This is a genomic window from Sphingosinithalassobacter tenebrarum (assembly GCF_011057975.1).
GTDB lineage: Bacteria > Pseudomonadota > Alphaproteobacteria > Sphingomonadales > Sphingomonadaceae > Sphingomonas > Sphingomonas tenebrarum.
Genome location: NZ_CP049109.1, coordinates 1,392,147 through 1,408,539, shown reverse-complemented (window position 1 = coordinate 1,408,539; position 16,393 = coordinate 1,392,147). Strand labels below are relative to the sequence as shown.

Annotated in this window: 12 protein-coding genes; 4 read left to right on the top strand and 8 right to left on the bottom strand. The window is 64.0% G+C overall.

Features of this window, described 5'->3' with window-relative positions; translation table 11 throughout:
- Positions 1 to 356: 356 nt before the first annotated feature.
- From G5C33_RS06915 to G5C33_RS06890, 6 genes are all read right to left on the bottom strand, one after another.
- Positions 357 to 1,613, bottom strand: coding sequence for a hypothetical protein (locus G5C33_RS06915; RefSeq protein WP_165326543.1), 1,257 nt, complete (start codon positions 1,611 to 1,613; stop codon positions 357 to 359).
- On the bottom strand, positions 1,610 to 2,773 hold the full coding sequence (locus G5C33_RS06910) for a polysaccharide pyruvyl transferase family protein (RefSeq protein ID WP_165326542.1): 1,164 nt from the start codon (positions 2,771 to 2,773) through the stop codon (positions 1,610 to 1,612). Before G5C33_RS06910 ends, G5C33_RS06915 begins: the two co-directional genes overlap by 4 nt.
- Positions 2,770 to 4,137: a surface carbohydrate biosynthesis protein gene (locus G5C33_RS06905; RefSeq protein WP_165326541.1), complete on the bottom strand. Its 1,368-nt coding sequence runs from the start codon at positions 4,135 to 4,137 to the stop codon at positions 2,770 to 2,772. Before G5C33_RS06905 ends, G5C33_RS06910 begins: the two co-directional genes overlap by 4 nt.
- Before the next feature lie 21 nt (positions 4,138 to 4,158).
- Positions 4,159 to 5,886, bottom strand: coding sequence for an ABC transporter ATP-binding protein (locus G5C33_RS06900; RefSeq protein WP_165326540.1), 1,728 nt, complete (start codon positions 5,884 to 5,886; stop codon positions 4,159 to 4,161).
- 67 nt (positions 5,887 to 5,953) lie between these two features.
- Positions 5,954 to 7,249, bottom strand: a complete 1,296-nt coding sequence (locus G5C33_RS06895) for a polysaccharide pyruvyl transferase family protein (protein ID WP_165326539.1) — start codon at positions 7,247 to 7,249, stop codon at positions 5,954 to 5,956.
- Between the two features lie 93 nt (positions 7,250 to 7,342).
- Complete coding sequence (locus G5C33_RS06890; RefSeq protein WP_165326538.1) at positions 7,343 to 8,227, bottom strand: N-acetylneuraminate synthase family protein; 885 nt, start codon at positions 8,225 to 8,227, stop codon at positions 7,343 to 7,345.
- A gap of 193 nt (positions 8,228 to 8,420) precedes the next feature.
- Between G5C33_RS06890 and G5C33_RS06885 the strand changes: the two genes are divergently transcribed.
- A complete protein-coding gene (locus tag G5C33_RS06885; protein ID WP_165326537.1) occupies positions 8,421 to 9,515 on the top strand; it encodes an acyltransferase family protein in 1,095 nt (364 codons plus the stop codon).
- A 16-nt stretch (positions 9,516 to 9,531) separates the two neighbouring features.
- Here the strand turns inward: G5C33_RS06885 and G5C33_RS06880 are convergent, their stop codons facing one another.
- Positions 9,532 to 10,659, bottom strand: a complete 1,128-nt coding sequence (locus G5C33_RS06880) for an acyltransferase family protein (RefSeq protein ID WP_165326536.1) — start codon at positions 10,657 to 10,659, stop codon at positions 9,532 to 9,534.
- 5 nt (positions 10,660 to 10,664) lie between these two features.
- A complete protein-coding gene (locus G5C33_RS06875) occupies positions 10,665 to 11,951 on the bottom strand; it encodes a hypothetical protein (RefSeq protein WP_165326535.1) in 1,287 nt (428 codons plus the stop codon).
- A gap of 111 nt (positions 11,952 to 12,062) precedes the next feature.
- On the opposite strand from G5C33_RS06875, the gene G5C33_RS06870 reads away from it, so the two are divergent.
- The 3 genes from G5C33_RS06870 to G5C33_RS06860 all read left to right on the top strand — a co-directional run bounded on the left by G5C33_RS06870 (position 12,063) and on the right by G5C33_RS06860 (position 16,377).
- Complete coding sequence (locus tag G5C33_RS06870; protein ID WP_165326534.1) at positions 12,063 to 13,829, top strand: right-handed parallel beta-helix repeat-containing protein; 1,767 nt, start codon at positions 12,063 to 12,065, stop codon at positions 13,827 to 13,829.
- Between the two features lie 240 nt (positions 13,830 to 14,069).
- On the top strand, positions 14,070 to 15,467 hold the full coding sequence (locus tag G5C33_RS06865; RefSeq protein ID WP_165326533.1) for an exopolysaccharide biosynthesis polyprenyl glycosylphosphotransferase: 1,398 nt from the start codon (positions 14,070 to 14,072) through the stop codon (positions 15,465 to 15,467).
- Positions 15,468 to 15,561: 94 nt separating this feature from the next.
- Positions 15,562 to 16,377 carry a hypothetical protein gene (locus G5C33_RS06860; protein ID WP_165326532.1) on the top strand — a complete coding sequence of 272 codons (816 nt, stop codon included), beginning with the start codon at positions 15,562 to 15,564 and terminating at the stop codon, positions 16,375 to 16,377.
- Positions 16,378 to 16,393 lie beyond the last annotated feature (16 nt).

The window sequence follows — 16,393 nt, the reverse complement described above, 5'->3', positions numbered from 1 at the left end:
CGCATCGATGTGCGTTGCCATTTTGCAACGCAGCATTTTTCATTTTGGGGCCGCAGCGCTTTGCAGCGGACGCCGCTGCCCCGACATGGCATGTCTATTTCGTGCCCGTAACCACAAATTCTACGGCGCCGGTTTTCAGCTCGGTTTCACGCGGCCCCCGGGACGCGAACCTGTTCGGGCCGGCGATCAAGAATAAAAGAGACGGCCGATGACTCTCAAAGAACGCATTGCGGCCGAGACATCGTGAAGTTTCGGCTTTCCGTGCTGTGCTTGTTCGTGCTGCTGATCTTCGTGCAGTTTCTGCGCTGGTGCCTCGATGTCTGGGAAGCGTTGCTCGATACGCGGTCGCGCCGCCGCTAGGCCTTCAGACCGGCGAGTTCGAGGATCGACTGGGCGCATCGCGCGGCGGCTTGGCCATCCACCAGCCCCGCTTCTTCAGAGAGTTTTTCGGTCGACACCGCCCCGCCTTCACCGTTCGACAGGCGGCGCAACGCAATCTCGACTTCCCCGGGCGTGCGGGCGACGGGCGCGCCCAGCCCGGACATCCAGAGCTGCTTGTCCGCCTCGGACCGTTCGGCGAATGCGTCGGCCGGTACCGGCAGGCACAGAATCCGTCGTCCGAGCAGGAGCGTTTCGAGCAGGCCGCTGGAATAGTGCCCGATGACGACATCGGTGTGCTCCAGCACCGCTTCCAGCGGCGCGTCGCCCGCGTCGCGTATCACGGGCATCGTCAGTTGCGCCGCCAGAGTCGCCACATCATCGCGCCCGGACCGGGGATGCGCACGGATGGTCAATTCGAAGGGAACGTCGCCGACGACCCGATTGAGCCCCTCGGCGAATACCTGCTGCAACCGCTCCGCAGCAGCCGCATCGACCTTGCCGTGCGCGGCAAAGGGCTGAACCAGATAGAGCAGCCGCAGCGGTCGGCCTTCCGGCAGCGGATCAGGCGACAGTCGCAATGCGGCAAGCGCATCGTAGCGCGGTATGCCGACCACATCGATTTTTTCGGCGGAAACGCCCGCAGCGATCCATTTGTCGCGATAGGCGGACGAGGCGGCCAGCACCTTGTCGTGTCCGGCACAGCCATAATCGGGGATAGGCGGGATCAGCCCGCCGAAATTGACGACCGGCGCCAGCGCAGCCTTCAACCGCAGGGTCCGGTTCTGCGGCCGTCCATGTCCGATCGCGCAGAACGGCCCTTCCTGAAGCAGTGCCGTCGGCGTTCCCAGGCGATGCGCCGCCCGGACCAGTCCGGTCTCCGCATACATGCGGTCATGGCACAGTATCAGCGCGTCGTGGCGACGGCCCAGCAGCGTCGCCATCCGGTTCACCAGCCGGGCATAGGCTATCGGGCCGCCGCTGAGCAGCAAATTGGTGGTCTGGCTGCCGGTGCGACTCCTGATGCCGCAATCCTCGGGGCTGACGAGAACGACATCGCCGCCGCCGTCATAGCGTGTGGTGCCGCGCGTGCGCAGATTGAACGGCTGGGTATCGACGAACAGGAACCGTGCATCGGGACGTCGCTCGCGGATGCTGCGCTCGACCGCCGCGAGGGTTCGCCCGGAGGAACCGCCGGTGCCGACCAGCGCGAAACTGAGGCCGCCCTCGCTCACGCAGCCCCGCACATCTTGGCGCGCGTGACAGCCGCGCCGATGAAATCGTCGAACCGCCGCCGAAAATCCGCCGTCGCCGGGTTACGGCGGTCGAAATAAGGCTGCGCGTTGCCGATCAATGCGTCGCTTCGCGCGATCAGCGCCGGACCCGATTGCGCGTCGAGCGGCACCGACCAGTCCGCGAGATCGCATGCCTCCATGAATCCGACCACCTTGGGATGGCTGGAAAGAGCGATCGTCGGCCGGCCGAGCCCCACGCCGCAGATCACGGCATGACCGCGCATCCCGACAATCAGTTCCGCATTGGCATAACCCGCGAAGAAACGACGCGCATGGACGGGATGCGGCGTCCCGCCGACCCGAAAGGGGCGATGCAGCGCCGCCTTGCCCGCACGCGCATAGAGCATCCGCATGATCGCGGCGCAGATCGGTACATCGTGGGGGATATGCGGCGCCAGCAGAATATCGAGGCCGTGCTGCCGCCAGAGATGCATGGCGAGATCGGCAATGGCCGCATTGAGCGGCGTAACCGGTTCGGAGGCACGCAACCGGCCGACCAGGCGGCTGACTCGGCTGACCGGCATGCGGCGATTGATCGAATCGCCGGCAACCTGGATCAGGGCATAGGGCCGCGCGCTCGCTTCCGGCGGACGCTCGGCATCGGCGGCGACGAAGAAACCGGGATCGGGAATCTCGACGATCCCCGCTGCCGCTTCGCCCAGATCACGCTGCATCCGCGCCAGCGACCCATCGTTGCGAACCGCGAACTGGTCCCCCTTTTCCCGCACCGTCGCAAGCAGCTTCGCCAGTGCCTCGGCATGGACGAGGCGTTCTCCGGCAAAGATGTTATGGCCCAGCGCAGTGAAGGCGAAGGGCGTCTTCGCGCTGCGATATTCCTTCAGGCCCATCGGCATCGGCGTGCCGGTTCGCGCGGCGAACGGTCCGTTCGAAATCCCGCCGCCGCCGCCGACAATGACGAGATCATAGGGCGCGACGTCTTCGGCGCTCAGTTCGCGCCGGAACACCGCGACATCTTCCAGCGTAAAATCGACCGGGCCGCCATGCTGTGCCGCAACGCTCGCCTGAATCGCTGCGTTCAGCGCGCCGTCGCCGACATTGATTTCGTGCGAGGCGATGTGAAGAACCTTGAGTGTCGTCACTGCGCCGCCTCCAGCAGGAATACATCGGGGTCGATCTGATCGACGGCGATCGTCGCATCGCCCGCAATCCGCAACCGCGCGACCAGATCGCGCAGCTCGTCGCGATCGAGTCCGCCGAAACGACGCTTGTCGTCCTGAACCTTGCCGTCGAGAAAGCCGAAACGCCGCGCTGCAATGCCGATTTCGCGGCGCACGCGCCGCACGAAACCCGGACCGTTCAGTTCGGGCGCGCCGCCACCCTGCACCATTCGCGCCGCAAGATCGGCAAGCGCATCGACCGAGGCATCGCCTTCCAGTCCGCCGATATGCGCCACGGCCTGTTCCCATTGCCGCGGCGCCATCCAGTCCTTCCCACCGGTTTCCAGAATGCCGCGCAGCAGATTGGCGACCGCATCCCAGTCGGCACCGACCCGGCTGAGCAGATTGGGAAGCGGCGAATCCATTGCCGCGGCCACATCATCGGGCTGATAGGCGACCGACGGCACGTCGAGCAGAAACGCCTCGACCGCGGTGGTGCAGCTGTTGTGGACGATGGCTTCTGCGCCGACGATCCAGGGCAGCACCGGCCCCTTGGGCGGCTCCACCATCAGCCGGGGCAGCCGCGCGGCCAGCGCGCGATACGGCTCCGGGCTTTCGCTCGGATGCGGGCGCAGCACCAGCGCCACATCGCTCAGCGCATCGTGAAGGCGCGGTATCCCCTCCAGAAAGGCATCGTACATCGCCTGACGAAACACCGCCCAGTCGGCGAATTTCGCTTCGTCGCGCGGGCCCGAGATGCGGCCGCTTTCGAGCATGCGGCGGCGAAACCCGCCCGGGCCGTCGGCATGGTTCACCATGTCGAAATTCGTGTTCACCAGCACATAGCGGCCGAAGCGTTTGCGCAACTGCGCGCCCTCGGCATCGTATAGCGCCCGATAGGGCGGGCGCAGCAGATCGATACGCCCATTTCCCAGCGGATGGATCGGTGGCGCGTCCTCGGGCAGCGTCGCAGCCAGGTCGTCGGCCGGGATACGCCCCCAGCCGATCAGCGCATCGGCAAGACGCGCCGATGCGCCGCTGACGCGATTGGCGAAATACCAGTCGGGATCGGGATAGACCAACCCTTCCTCGTCCCAGGCGATGATCCGGTGGCCGCGCGCGCGCAACGCATGAAACCGCCTTTCCACCGCCGGCACCAGCAGCGGGCTGAAATAGACGCCGTTGCGCGCATAGAAAGCGCGATAATTGACGTAGCTGTTGCTGCCCAGCACGACGCGAAAGCCCCTGTCGACCAGCTTGATCGCCAGCAGCACGCGCGCGTCGAGCTCGCGCGCCTTGGTGATGACGGGCAGAAAGGCAAGCGGCCTTGCCGGGGTGGTCTTCATCCGGCGCTCCCGCCCATTGGCTCAGGCGACATGCTGCGACACCGGAGTTTCGGTAAGCACGCCGTGCTCGACGCGGAAGATTCGGTCGCAGATGCCGAGCGTCGCCGGGCGATGCGCGATCAGCACGATCGTCGTATGCCCTTTCAGTTCTTCCAGCGTCTGGCCGACCATCAGTTCGGAATTCCTGTCGAGCGCGCTGGTCGGCTCGTCCATCACGATCAACTTCGGCCGGGCGAGCAGCGCGCGCGCAATGGCGAGACGCTGACGCTGACCGCCCGAAAGCCCGCGCGCACCCGGCCCGATCAGCGTGTCATAGCCTTCGGGAAGCCGCATGATCTCGTCATGCAGATGCGCCCCTTTGGCGGCGGCGATCACCGTCTCGTCATCATATCCGTCGCGGAAGAAGCGAATATTCTGATAGACAGTGCCGTAGATCAGATGGCTGTCCTGCGGCACGAAAGCCGACAGTCGCGCCCAGCTTTCCGCCGTCGCGCGCTCGAGCGGCACATCATCGACGGCGATCGTTCCCGAAGCGGCGCTGCGCAGGCGCAGGATAAGCCCGCTCAGCGTGCTCTTCCCGCTGCCCGAGGGGCCGACGATGCCCACCATCTCGCCCTGGCGGATGGCGAAGCTCACATCCTTCAGCACGCGCTCGCCGGGCTTGTAGGCATAATCGACATGATCGAAGCGCAGTTCGCGGAAGTCGGCAATTTCGCGATCGCCCTCGGGCCAGGCATTTTCTTCAAGCGCGCTGACTTCTTCTTCGATCGACGTGATATAGGGCGCCATTTCGCGCGCGACATGCATCGCGCGCTGCAGTTGCCGCACATAGGTCAGCGCACGCACCAGCAACAGTGCAAGCGGCGCCAGCCCCTCCAGATGCCCCGTGCCCGAACCGGAAAGAACGAGCACCAGCAACAGGACGATGCCGATCGCGCCATATTGAAAAAGACTGGGGACGAGTCGGCCTTCGAACCGCAGCTTGCGCATCGCCTCGGCGGCAATGGCGATGTCGCGTGCCAGCATGTCGATCACCGGGCGGGCGACGTGGAAGGCGGATATTTCCTGAGAGGTGCGCGTCGCCTGCGCCACGCGCCCGACCACTTCGCGATTGGTGAGGATCGGCTTGGTCGCATCCTGCCGCATCCGGCGGATGATCGGGAACAGCAGCGCGCCGCAGAGCGCCAGCCCGCCGACCATGCCCAATGCGATTACCGGCGAACTGATGATCGCCCCGGCCAGCACCGCCGCGAACATGCAGATGGTAACCAGTGCAAGCGCGAGCTGCTGCACCGAATTTTCCGCACGCATCGCATATTCGCCGATCAGCTGCTGCAGCAGCCCTTCGCGATGCGTGTCGCGATAGTGCAGCGAGGCCGACAGATAGGCGCGCAGCATCCGCCCGCGCAGCCGCACCATCGCCCGCGAGCTGAGCGAGGCGAGCAGCTTCGCCAGCGGAAAGGACAGCGCGAGCAGCACCACCACAACCGCCAAGCCGATATGACAGGCAGTGGCGATCGATACCTCAAATCCCATGCCGGCGGGACCGAGCCGGACCGCGCCACCGCCCGACATGGCGATCGCGATCGCTGCGATGATGTAGAGAATGCCGGTCTCGACGATGCCGACAAGCAGCGCCAGCAGCGCCGAGGCGATCAGCCGCGGACGATCGGGCCCGATCACCATCAGTCCGTTGCGGATCACTTCGGGCGCGGCGGCCACCCGTGCCGGACGTTTCGCTGCTGTCATTCCTGCCCCTGTGGCCCCCAACCCGGCCAGACGTTCGCAATCGGGCTGCACATCGCCGCGCGCATGGTCAAGCCGTTTCGAAGCGCGAAAGCAGTCCGGGGACCTTTTCCGCCAGCCTCGCTGCGGTCCCGGCGATTTCCCCGCGCATCGCCGTACCGTGCTCCAGCCATTGCCGCGAGCGTGCAACGATGCCCGCAATATCGGCATCGGAGGGAAAGGCGTCATACTCGACCGGATCGGCATAGCCGAGCATTGTCTGGAGGCTGAAGGTCTTGTGCGAATTCGATCCCATGAACACCGACGGCGTGCCACCCAGAGCGGCCATGATGCCCGGATGCCAGCGCCCGCTGACGAACAGTCGCGCATTGGCCATCAGCGCGGCGCCCGCCATGATCGGCGCGTTCACGTCGACCAGCGGCAGCCCGGTGCGCTTCGCGACATCGCGCAGGAACACGTCGCCGATACAGGTTTCGACCAGCAGGATCGGCACCCCCAGCACGCGTAACGCCTGCGCCAGTGCCGTGTAGCAGTCCGCCGCCCGCGCCGGGTCACGCGCCGACAGCGAACTGCCCGACAGGATCATATAGGGCGCGCGGACGGATGCGGGCATGGCCGTGCCGGTGCGATCGAACCAGGCGCGCAGCCGCGAAGCGTCATAGGGCGCCGTGGCGATGTCGGCGAAATGATGCGACCATCCGAACAGCGCGTCGGGATAATAGGGCGTTTCGAACTCGGGCAGGATCTCCGCTGCCAGATCGGCGGAGCGGGGATCGCGCACCGAGAAGGTCGCATCCGCCATAACCGCGCGGAAAGCGGCCAGCGTCGTCTGGTTAATGCCGCCGTCCGGTCCCCCCGAAACCATGCCGTTGAGCCAGTAGACGCGCTTGCCCATCCGCTTCGCCAGCGCGCAGATCGCCAGCGTCTGAAGCAAGGTGGGGCGTTCCGGCGTGGAGAAGATCGTCTCCCCTTCCGCATTGACCACTACGGCGTCGCACGGATCAAGCGCGGCGACGATGCGCGACGCCTTGGGCGAGACATCGCGCTTCTCCCACAACAGTTCGGCATCGGCGGCAATATCGTGGGACGGCGCGTGAAAGGCGCCGATCGCGTCGATCGCGCCGAATGCCGCCGGCCCCACCAGCGGCAGAGCGCGCAGCCGCTTGCGCCGGAGCCTGCGCACGAGATTCCAATGCGCCTCGCCCGATATGCGCGCATCGGACGTGAACGGTGCGCTCAGCAGCGCACGATCGATCGTCGCGACAATTTCATGCCGCGTCGAAAGCAATTCCCGCAATGCGAAGCTGGTGGCCCGGCATCCCCAATTGGGCGATGTCGAATTGTCCGCCAGAAAGGTCAGGCGCATCGCCGTCGCAAGCCCAATCGTCGTGAAGCCGTGCCGATCATCGACGCCATCCGCACGCGCGGACGGCGCCGATGCCGCGTCGGCGAAAGAAAATCAGGCCGCGCTCGCCGCCTTGGGCTTGGGGCGCCATTTCAGCTTGTCGCGCTGCGCCTTCTCGATCTCGAGGATATCGTCCTGCTTGTAGGTAAGCGAGTTCGACACGGCCTTGGCATCGCGGCACAGGCGGCGCAGGCCATCGGGTTCGAGCGAGGCAGCGTGATCGGTTCCCTTCCAGGTACGGTCGAGCGTGAAATGACGCTCCACCCAGCTCGCGCCGAGCGCGATCGCCGCCATATCGGCGGCGATGCCGAGATGATGGCCCGAAAAGGCGATCGACTTCACCGTGTCGCCGAATTTTTCCTTCAGGCGGGTGATTTCGAGCAGGCACAGCTCGTCGAACGCCACCGGATAGCCCGAGGTGCAGGCATAGAGGACCAGTTCCTTGGCACGCCCCTTGTCGACGAAGAACTGGACGATCTTCTCTTCCTCTTCCTTGGTCGTCATGCCGAGCGAGAGGTGGACTTCGCCTTCATATTCGTCGGCAAGCACTTCGAGCATTTCGAAATGGAGGTTGCAGGCCGACGGCACCTTGATCAGAGACGGCTTGAGCGAGGCGATTTCGCGCGCGGACGTGACGTCCCAGGTCGAAGTCGAATATTCGATCCCGTTCTTTTCGCACTCCTCCATCAGCTCGCGGTGCTGATCGACCGAGAATTCCAGATACTCGCGATGGGCGCCATAGGTGTCGCCATAGGAATTGACCGGATTGGGGTGCGGCGCGTTATACTGCGCTTCGGTAAGAAGTTCGCGATTGTTCCGCTTCTGGAACTTGACGACGTCCGCCTTGGCATAGATCGCCGCGACACGGATCATTTCCTTCGCGATTTCCATGTCGCCCTTGTGGTTGCAGCCAACCTCGGCGATCACCTTGACACTCATGCTCAACTCCCTCTTCGCCTGCTCCGGCGCGCGCGGAACGACAGCGTTCGCAATCTCTATAGGTTGCGGAGGTTTATCAGCATCCTGCCGGTATAGCCAGCGCTTCGATGGCACGGTTCGCCGCTGGAGAAAGCCGTGCGAACGCGATAGACGAGGCGCGCGGCGCAGCGCATGACGCCGGTGGGGGACGGATATGCTTCAGTCGATACAGGCCTTGCGCGCGGCGGCGGCGATCCTCGTCCTGCTGTTTCATACGCACCTTATCCTCGCAAAGGCGGAATATCTGGGCACCGCGCCCTTCGGGAGCGCCTTTTCGGCCGGCTATGTCGGAGTGGACATCTTCTTCGTCCTGAGCGGCTTCATCATCCTGCACGCCCATCATGCCGATATCGGCCGCCCCGATCGCATCGGCACCTATGCATTCCGCCGCTGGTCGCGCGTCTATCCGCCCTACTGGTTCTATCTGATCGGCGTCATCGCACTGATGATGCTGGGATTCGGCGAATTCCCGGCCGCACCCGATCCCAACTACCTGTTCAATGCGTTCAGCCTGGTGCGCACGACCGGCGCTCCCCCGCCCCTGTCGGTGGCCTGGTCGCTCTATCACGAAGTGCTGTTCTATGCCTTTTTCGCGCTGCTGATCGCGCATCGCACGCTGGGCATGGCGGCGTTCGCGCTGTGGATGGGCTTCGTCGCGCTTTCCTATCCGCTCGGCCTGTCGATCCCCTTCGAGCAGCATCAGGATTTCGTCGGGGTGCTCGGCAGTCTGTTCAACCTCAATTTCCTGCTCGGCATGGCGGTGTTCCTGCTGGCCCGCCGATCGGGGCCGTTCGGCGCGCGCTGGTTCCTGCCCGCCGGGATCGCGGCATTCGCGATCGGCTGGCTACTGGTCGTCTTCAGGATGGCGCCGCCGGAATCGCGCTTCCTCTTTTCCTTCGGCAGTTTCGCGATCGTCGCGGGGCTGGTGCTGCTTGAGCGCGAACGGCCGATATCGGTCGGCAAGCCGCTATTGTTCCTCGGCAATGCCTCCTACAGCATCTACCTCGTCCACACACCGATCCTGTCGGTCGCGACCAAGCTGATGATGGCGAGCGGGATCGCCCCGCTGCTCGGTGCCGAGATCAGCTTCGTGATCCTCGCGCTGGCTACGCTGGCCGCGAGCGCGCTGGCCTATCATTTCGTCGAACGCCCGCTGCTCCGCCTGTTCCGGCGCAGACGCAGGACGACGCCGGCCGATCCGACGGCGCCGCCGCACGTTCCGCCGGCCGAACCGGCAAAGCCCTCCTGACCGACCGGATTGGCACTCAGATCGAGAAACGCTCGTCGCGCGGGTCGGCCTTTGGCGACCGCGGGCTCCTGCTTCCCGCCAGCCACCTGCGCATCGGCTCTTCGAACAGCTTGAGCGAGAGGATGCTCAGCACCCCGGCGACCCCAAAGCCGACCAGCGTCCAGGCGGTGAGCATCACGCCTTCGAGGCCCAGCAGCTTCCGGCCGATGACGTTGAGAAACACCGTCTGGACGATCGGGTGCAGCAGGTAGAGCGAATAAGTAAGTCGTCCCGCCGGCGCCAGCAACCGCACCCAGCGCGGCACATAGCCCCGCATGTCGGCCGCCGCCCCGAACAGCGCCACAGAATAGGCGATCAGCACCAGCACGCCCTTGTGCCATTCCAGAAACACGCCGGTCAGGAAAAGCAGCATCGCCGCGACCATCAGCGCCGAAGACGCCGGAATGACCGCCAGTCGCTCGCGATAGTGGAAGAGGAACACGCCGAGTGCGAAGCCCGGAACGGCGCGAAGCACACCCAATTCATGAGTGCGCTCGACCCAGAAAGGCTCCAGCCCGCCAAGATAGAGATAGGCCAGCAGGGCGACCAGCCCGGCGGCATAGGCGAGCGGGGTACGCGTCACGACGAAGAACAGCAGCGGGTAAATGAAATAGAGGAACATCTCCGCGCTGATCGACCAGCTCACCGTATTGAACGACGGGCCGCCGCACACGCCCCAGCTCTGGATCAGCAGTGCATTGGGGACCAGGCAGCTCCAGTCATATTTGACGGCCTTTCCCGGCTCGAAATCGGTAACCGACGTGATCAGTCCGACCAGCACGAAAAAGAGCAATGTCGCCCAGTGCAGCGGGATGAGGCGCGCGACGCGCTTTCGCATGAAGTTGGCGTATTTGCCGGGAGTATCCAGTCGCGCGCGATAGACCCAAGCGATCACGAAGCCGGAGACCACGAAGAACAGGTCAACGGATACCGAGAAGCCTTCGATAATGTCGAACAGCCGTTGCGGCCGATCGGTGAAGGACAGGAAATTTATGCGGAAATGCACCAGCACGATGAAGTAGCAAGCAGCCACCCGCAACATGTCGAGATGGAGCAGGTCGGGCGATTCGGGCTTGAGCGAGAACAGCGAGCGCAGCTTCCCCATGACGCTCAGCGGACCAGTCCCGCGGCCTGCGACAGCGGAACCGGGCCATAATGCGGAAGGCGCGGCACATCGGCGCGCGCGGGCGATGCGGCGCCGACATAGCCGCGGCGATAGACCATCACGGTAACGAACAGGAAGATCAGCATCACCGGCGGATAAATGAAAGCCGCGTCGGATGCCGCGGCGAGCAGATAGGCGACGACCCCGACCAGCGCCGAGCGCCGCAATGGCGAAAGCCGCGCCAGATTCATCACGCCGAACCCGACCGGAAAGAACAGTGCGACCAGCGCGGTGATCGAACCGAGCATCCCGAAACTCTGGAAGATGCCGGCATAGAGCACTTCGCTGATCCGTACGTCGTCACCGCCGAACAGCGTGAATTCGAGCTGTTCCCACTGCAACATCCGGCCGCCGAGCTGCGCATCGTAGATGCGTTCGGTGGTCCACCCCATCATCGGCAGCAGGATTATGATCAGCGCGATCACCGCCAGCCCGCCGAGCCAGAATTGCCACCGTACCAGCCTGAGCTGGCCCACCAGAATCATGCCGGCCGTCATCGCCACCAGTGCGAACCATGCGGTACGGCTGAGCGACAGGATGATCGCGGCGCAGAATGCCGCAATGAAGAATTTCGACTTTTCGAACCGGAAATAGATCGGCCCCAGCATCGCCATGCAGACGCCGTAGATATTGCCGTTATTGTACGTGGAAACGAGCTTCATCAGAAAGCCGCGTCGGTTGTTCTTCGAGTATATCTCCCCGGAATCGAGCGGATTCACGGTCAGATAGGGAATTTCGATGAAGTTGCGGCTGACCGCGAACAGGATGAAGTTGAATATCCCCCACACCACCACGAAGCGCAAAATCCATTTGAGCGCGACGCCGATCTGTTCGTCGGTCAGCGCCTCCAGATACGGCGCATAGATCACCAGCATCAGCGCCGGCAGGATCGCGAACAACACCGTGTAGATGAGCAGCGCAAACATCGCGCCCTCGCCCATCAGCTTGAAGATCGCCAGCGCCGCAATCGGGATGAATCCGAACATCATGTGCGTGATCGCCACCGGCGAGATGTTGCGCAGCCCGACCATCCCGACCAGCGCGACAGGCGCGAGCGCGGCGAACAGCAGATAGCCGAAGGTCAGCGGACTGCCGCCATAGGCGATGCCTCCCTTGGGCATGCCGATATTGAACAGTACCAACAGGATGAAACCGGTATAAATCAGAAGATTGCCGGGCTTTCGGCGGGCGCCCCCCATCGTCGTACCGGTTCGCATATGAGATGGAGTCACCACGCGGTCCTTTTTGTCCCCGCGGGTTCAATGCCATAGCAGGGCAACAGGTCAACCCGCGCGGCATATGTGCAACCGGGGAAGCCGTCCAGGAAGTACGAGGAACGTCCGATGCCGATTGCCCGCCGTTCATTGTTGCAGATCCCCGCCGCCGGGGCGGTGACATTGCTGCTCGGTTCGCGACGCGCGCCTCCCGCGAGCGAGGCCGCCGACTGGCCGCAATGGGCCCCCACCCGCGCCGACCTCTATGCGCGGATCGCAGCTGATGCCGGTGCGCACGGCACCGATATCCGCCGCTTCGGCGCAAGGCTGGACGGCAGGAGCGACGATAGCGACGCGATGGAACGGGCGCTCGCTTCGGGTGCGCGCGTGCTGCTGATCCCGGGATCGGGGACCACGGTCATGCGCATCACCCGGCAGCTGCGGATCGCCGCGCCCGTGACGATCGTCGGAATGGGCGAGCGCCCCACCATCCGCTGCGAACAACGGGACCGCGATCTCTTTCGCGCCTACCCGGAGAGCGACGACCCGGCCCGGTTCCTGACCGGCGTCCGGTTCGACAATCTCCATTTCGACCGGCCCGAAGGAAAGCGCGCGCATGGCAAGGCGCTGCGCGGCTACAATCTGTGCGATGTCAGCGTAACGCGCTGTTCGGCACGGCGCATGGGGCTGGTGGGCATGCATCACGCCCGCCAGCGGCTCGGCCTCTATCGTCGCGCGCGCGGCACGATCCAGGAGGACCCCGCCGTGCTCGCCGGCTTTTCAGCGACCTCCACCGACGATCTTTGCGAAGGGCTGTTCGTCTATGACAACGACGTCGACGGCGAAAGCTACATGTCCCAGATCGCGCGCTTCGAATTCACGCGCCGTGTCGCCGCCGCGCACAATGTGGGCCGTTTCGCCAATATCAGCTGGTGGGGCGGCGGCGGACGGCGCGACGAAGGCGGCGATCCGCGCCATCTGCGCCGCGTGCGCGACGTCTATGCCGCCGACAATGTCATCTCGCACGCCAATGGCGGCGTATACGGCAATAACGGCCAGCATATCGTCGTCGCCCGAAACCATGTCAGCATGATCAGCGACATCGGCATCGATTTCGAAGGCTGTTTCGACGCCGTCGCCTATGACAATTATGTCGAGCATGCCGGAAACTATTGTTTCGCCACCTTCTTCGCCGCGAAGAACATTCTGTTCCGCAACAATGTCGGCGTTCAGGACGGCACCGGCGAGAAGATCAATGAGCGGCTGGGCGCGCCGGGGGCCGGCGCGGTGACCGGCCGGGCCCTGTTCGGCATGCGCAGCGCCGGGTTCGGCGCGGTCGACGGCGCCATCACGGTAAAGCTGATCGACAATGACTTCCGCTGGAAAGGCGAAACGCTGTTCGGCGTGATGCGCCCGAGCTATTTCACCAGCCTGGAACTGCGCGGCAACCGCTTCGAAAATGTCGAATGCGACCTCAACTATCGCAGAACGACCCGAGTCATCGCGGAAAACAATCTCTTCACCATGAATCGCGCCGCCGATCGGCCGTTCCGTTTCATTTCCTCCAACGCCGCGGAAATCCGCATCGCCGACAACCGAATCCGTTCCGCCGTCGAACAGCCGGCAGCGTCCTTCGCTGTTCTGGCGCAGCTGTCGCAATGGTCGCGCGCGGCGACGATTTCGGGCAACGACATCCGGTCGGCAGGCGGGACGCTCCCCGTCGTTGTGCGCGGCGAAGCGGATCCGGGGGTTCGCATGACGCTCGCCGACAATTCGGGCGCCCCTATCTTTGCCGGCACCACTGCCCGAATCAGCGCTTCGAACAACAAGGACGCATCGGGCCGCGCGGTACGGCCCGCGCCGCTGCCGGAGGAATATATCCTTGATCGGGATTAGTCTCTTATCGGAGCGCCCCGCCACGAACCCGCTTTGCCGCACGGCGAAAAGCGGTTAAACCCAGCCCGATAGGACTCCGCGGCGGACACCGTTCGGCCCGGAGCATGGCAATGGTGTGGGGAGGCCGATTTTGGCTGGCGGATCGGAAGCACAGCCCTTGCGGGGAAGTTGCCGCTCGTCCACCGGGGGCCATCGGCCGTCGGCCATTGCGGTCAACACCATGTTTCCGGGCATCCTTCCGTGAACTATCTTTTTCGCCACTCCTCCATAGCGACCGAACAGTCGCAGGCATCGGGCACCGGCGCACTGAAATCCAAGCGCACCTTCCGCCAGCGCCTGCTGCTGCTGCTGATCGCGGCGGATATCGTTTCGATCTATCTGGGCTTCTTTCTGGCGGCCGCGATCTACAACATCATCGATTATGGCCATTGGATCGCTATGGCGACCGCGCTGTTCCCGATCTATCTGCTCGGCGCCGCCAAGAGCCGCGCCTATTCCGGCGAAATCCTGTTGTTCCGCGGCGTCGGAACGCCGCGCGCGCTCAATGCCTTCTTCACCAGCATCGGCATTCTCACGCTTTCTGTCTTCCTGCTGAAGATCAGCGACGATTTCTCGCGCGTGAACTTCGCCGTTGGATCGCTGTTCGTTCTGGTGCTGCTTGTCCTCTCGCGCGAGATGTTCGTTCGCGTCCTGCGCCACGTCCTGCACGGCGAACCCTATAGCGCGGTGCTGATCGCCGACGGATCGACTGCGCATCCGCCGGGCAATTTCACGTCGGTGATCTCGGCCGAAAGCTGGCTGGACCCCGACAGCGACTGCCCGAAAATGTACGATCGGCTCGCCAATGCGCTGGGCGGAGCGGATCGCGTGGTGATTGCCTGCGCGCCCGAGCGGCGCGAGCGCTGGGCGCATGCACTGAAGGGCGCCAATATCCGCAGCGAAGTCATCGCGCCCGAGCTGGCCGGGCTGGCACCACTCGCCATCTCGGCGAGCAGCACGACGCCCACGCTCGTAATTGCCGATGGACCGCTCGGCCCGTTCAACGAATTCATGAAGCGCTGCTTCGATATCGTCACCGCATCGCTCGCGCTGGTGTTGCTGGCGCCGGTGATGCTGGTGGTTGCAATCGCTATCAAGATGGAAAGCCCCGGTGCGGTGCTGTTCATCCAGGAGCGGATCGGCCGCGGCAATCGCGTGTTCCGCATGCTGAAATTTCGCAGCATGCATACGCGCCAGCTCGATCACAACGCGTCCAAGCTGGTAACGCGGAACGATGCGCGCGTAACGCGGGTCGGGCGTTTCATCCGGCGGACCAGCCTCGACGAACTGCCGCAGCTCTTCAATGTCCTGTGGGGACAGATGAGCATCGTCGGCCCGCGCCCGCATGCGCTGGGGGCGACCGCGAACCAGAAACTCTACTGGGAAGTCGATGCGCGCTACTGGCACCGCCATGCCGTCAAGCCCGGCCTTACCGGCCTTGCTCAGGTGCGCGGCCTGCGTGGCAATACCGAGCGCGAGCAGGATCTGACCAAACGGCTGCACGCCGATCTGGAATATCTTCATGGCTGGTCGATCTGGCGCGACGTACTGATCGTCCTGCGAACCTTCTACGCACTGGCATCCAACAGGGCCTATTGAGCGGCCGGCAGCGGCCCCGCCCTTCGCCGATCTGGCCTGATGCCGCTTTTTGATTTACGCTTGATCGCCGGTCGGGGCAGTTTGGGGGGCTTTCTTGTTCACGAAAAACAAGCTGGCGGTTTATGCTGCCGTGGTCCTTGTCGTGCTGGCGATCGCCGTCTTCGTTCTTCCGATGCTGTTCGATGACGGCCGCATGAAGCTGAAGGCGCGGCGCATGTATTCGGAAAACGAATATTTCGCCTATGTCTCGCCGTGGGGTGCCGAAAGCAGCAGCCTTTTTCGTTCATGGGGCAACCATGCGGATACGATACACATAACCCCTTCTGCCTTTCCGGCGCAGACCGGCATCAGCTGGCGCTGGCCGCCCTTCGCGCCAAGCAACGGGCTGAGCATCTGGGGCTATGATCATATCGGCTATGGCAATTACGACGGCGGCCATCCCGAGGTGCGGATTCCCGCCAAGCAAGTGCAGGATATCGAGCTGCTGTCGCAGACCTATGCCTGGACAGGCTCCTTCTCAACCGGCGAAGCCACATTGCTGACCGAATTTTATCTGCGCAGCGACCCGGAGGACAATGCGTCCAAAACGCTGGAAATCGGATGGTTTCTGCACGTTCCGAAACAGACACGCAAATTTCTGGCGACCGGCAAGCGGATCGGCCGCTATACCGATGGCCAGAAGCGGGTCTGGGACGTCACCCTGCAGGACGCGTTTCTGACCTTTGCGCCGCCAGCGGACAGCGGCGACAAGAATTTCGGTTCGATCGACATGCTGGCCGCGCTGCACTGGCTGCGCGAGAAGAAGGTGATCAGCGGCGAGGAATGGTTTAACGGCGTCGCGATCGGTGTTGAGCCGCTCAAAGGCTTCGGGTCGGTCGAAATCCAGTCCTGGGAAGTCGAATATCGCTGACGCCCTGGGGGAGTGG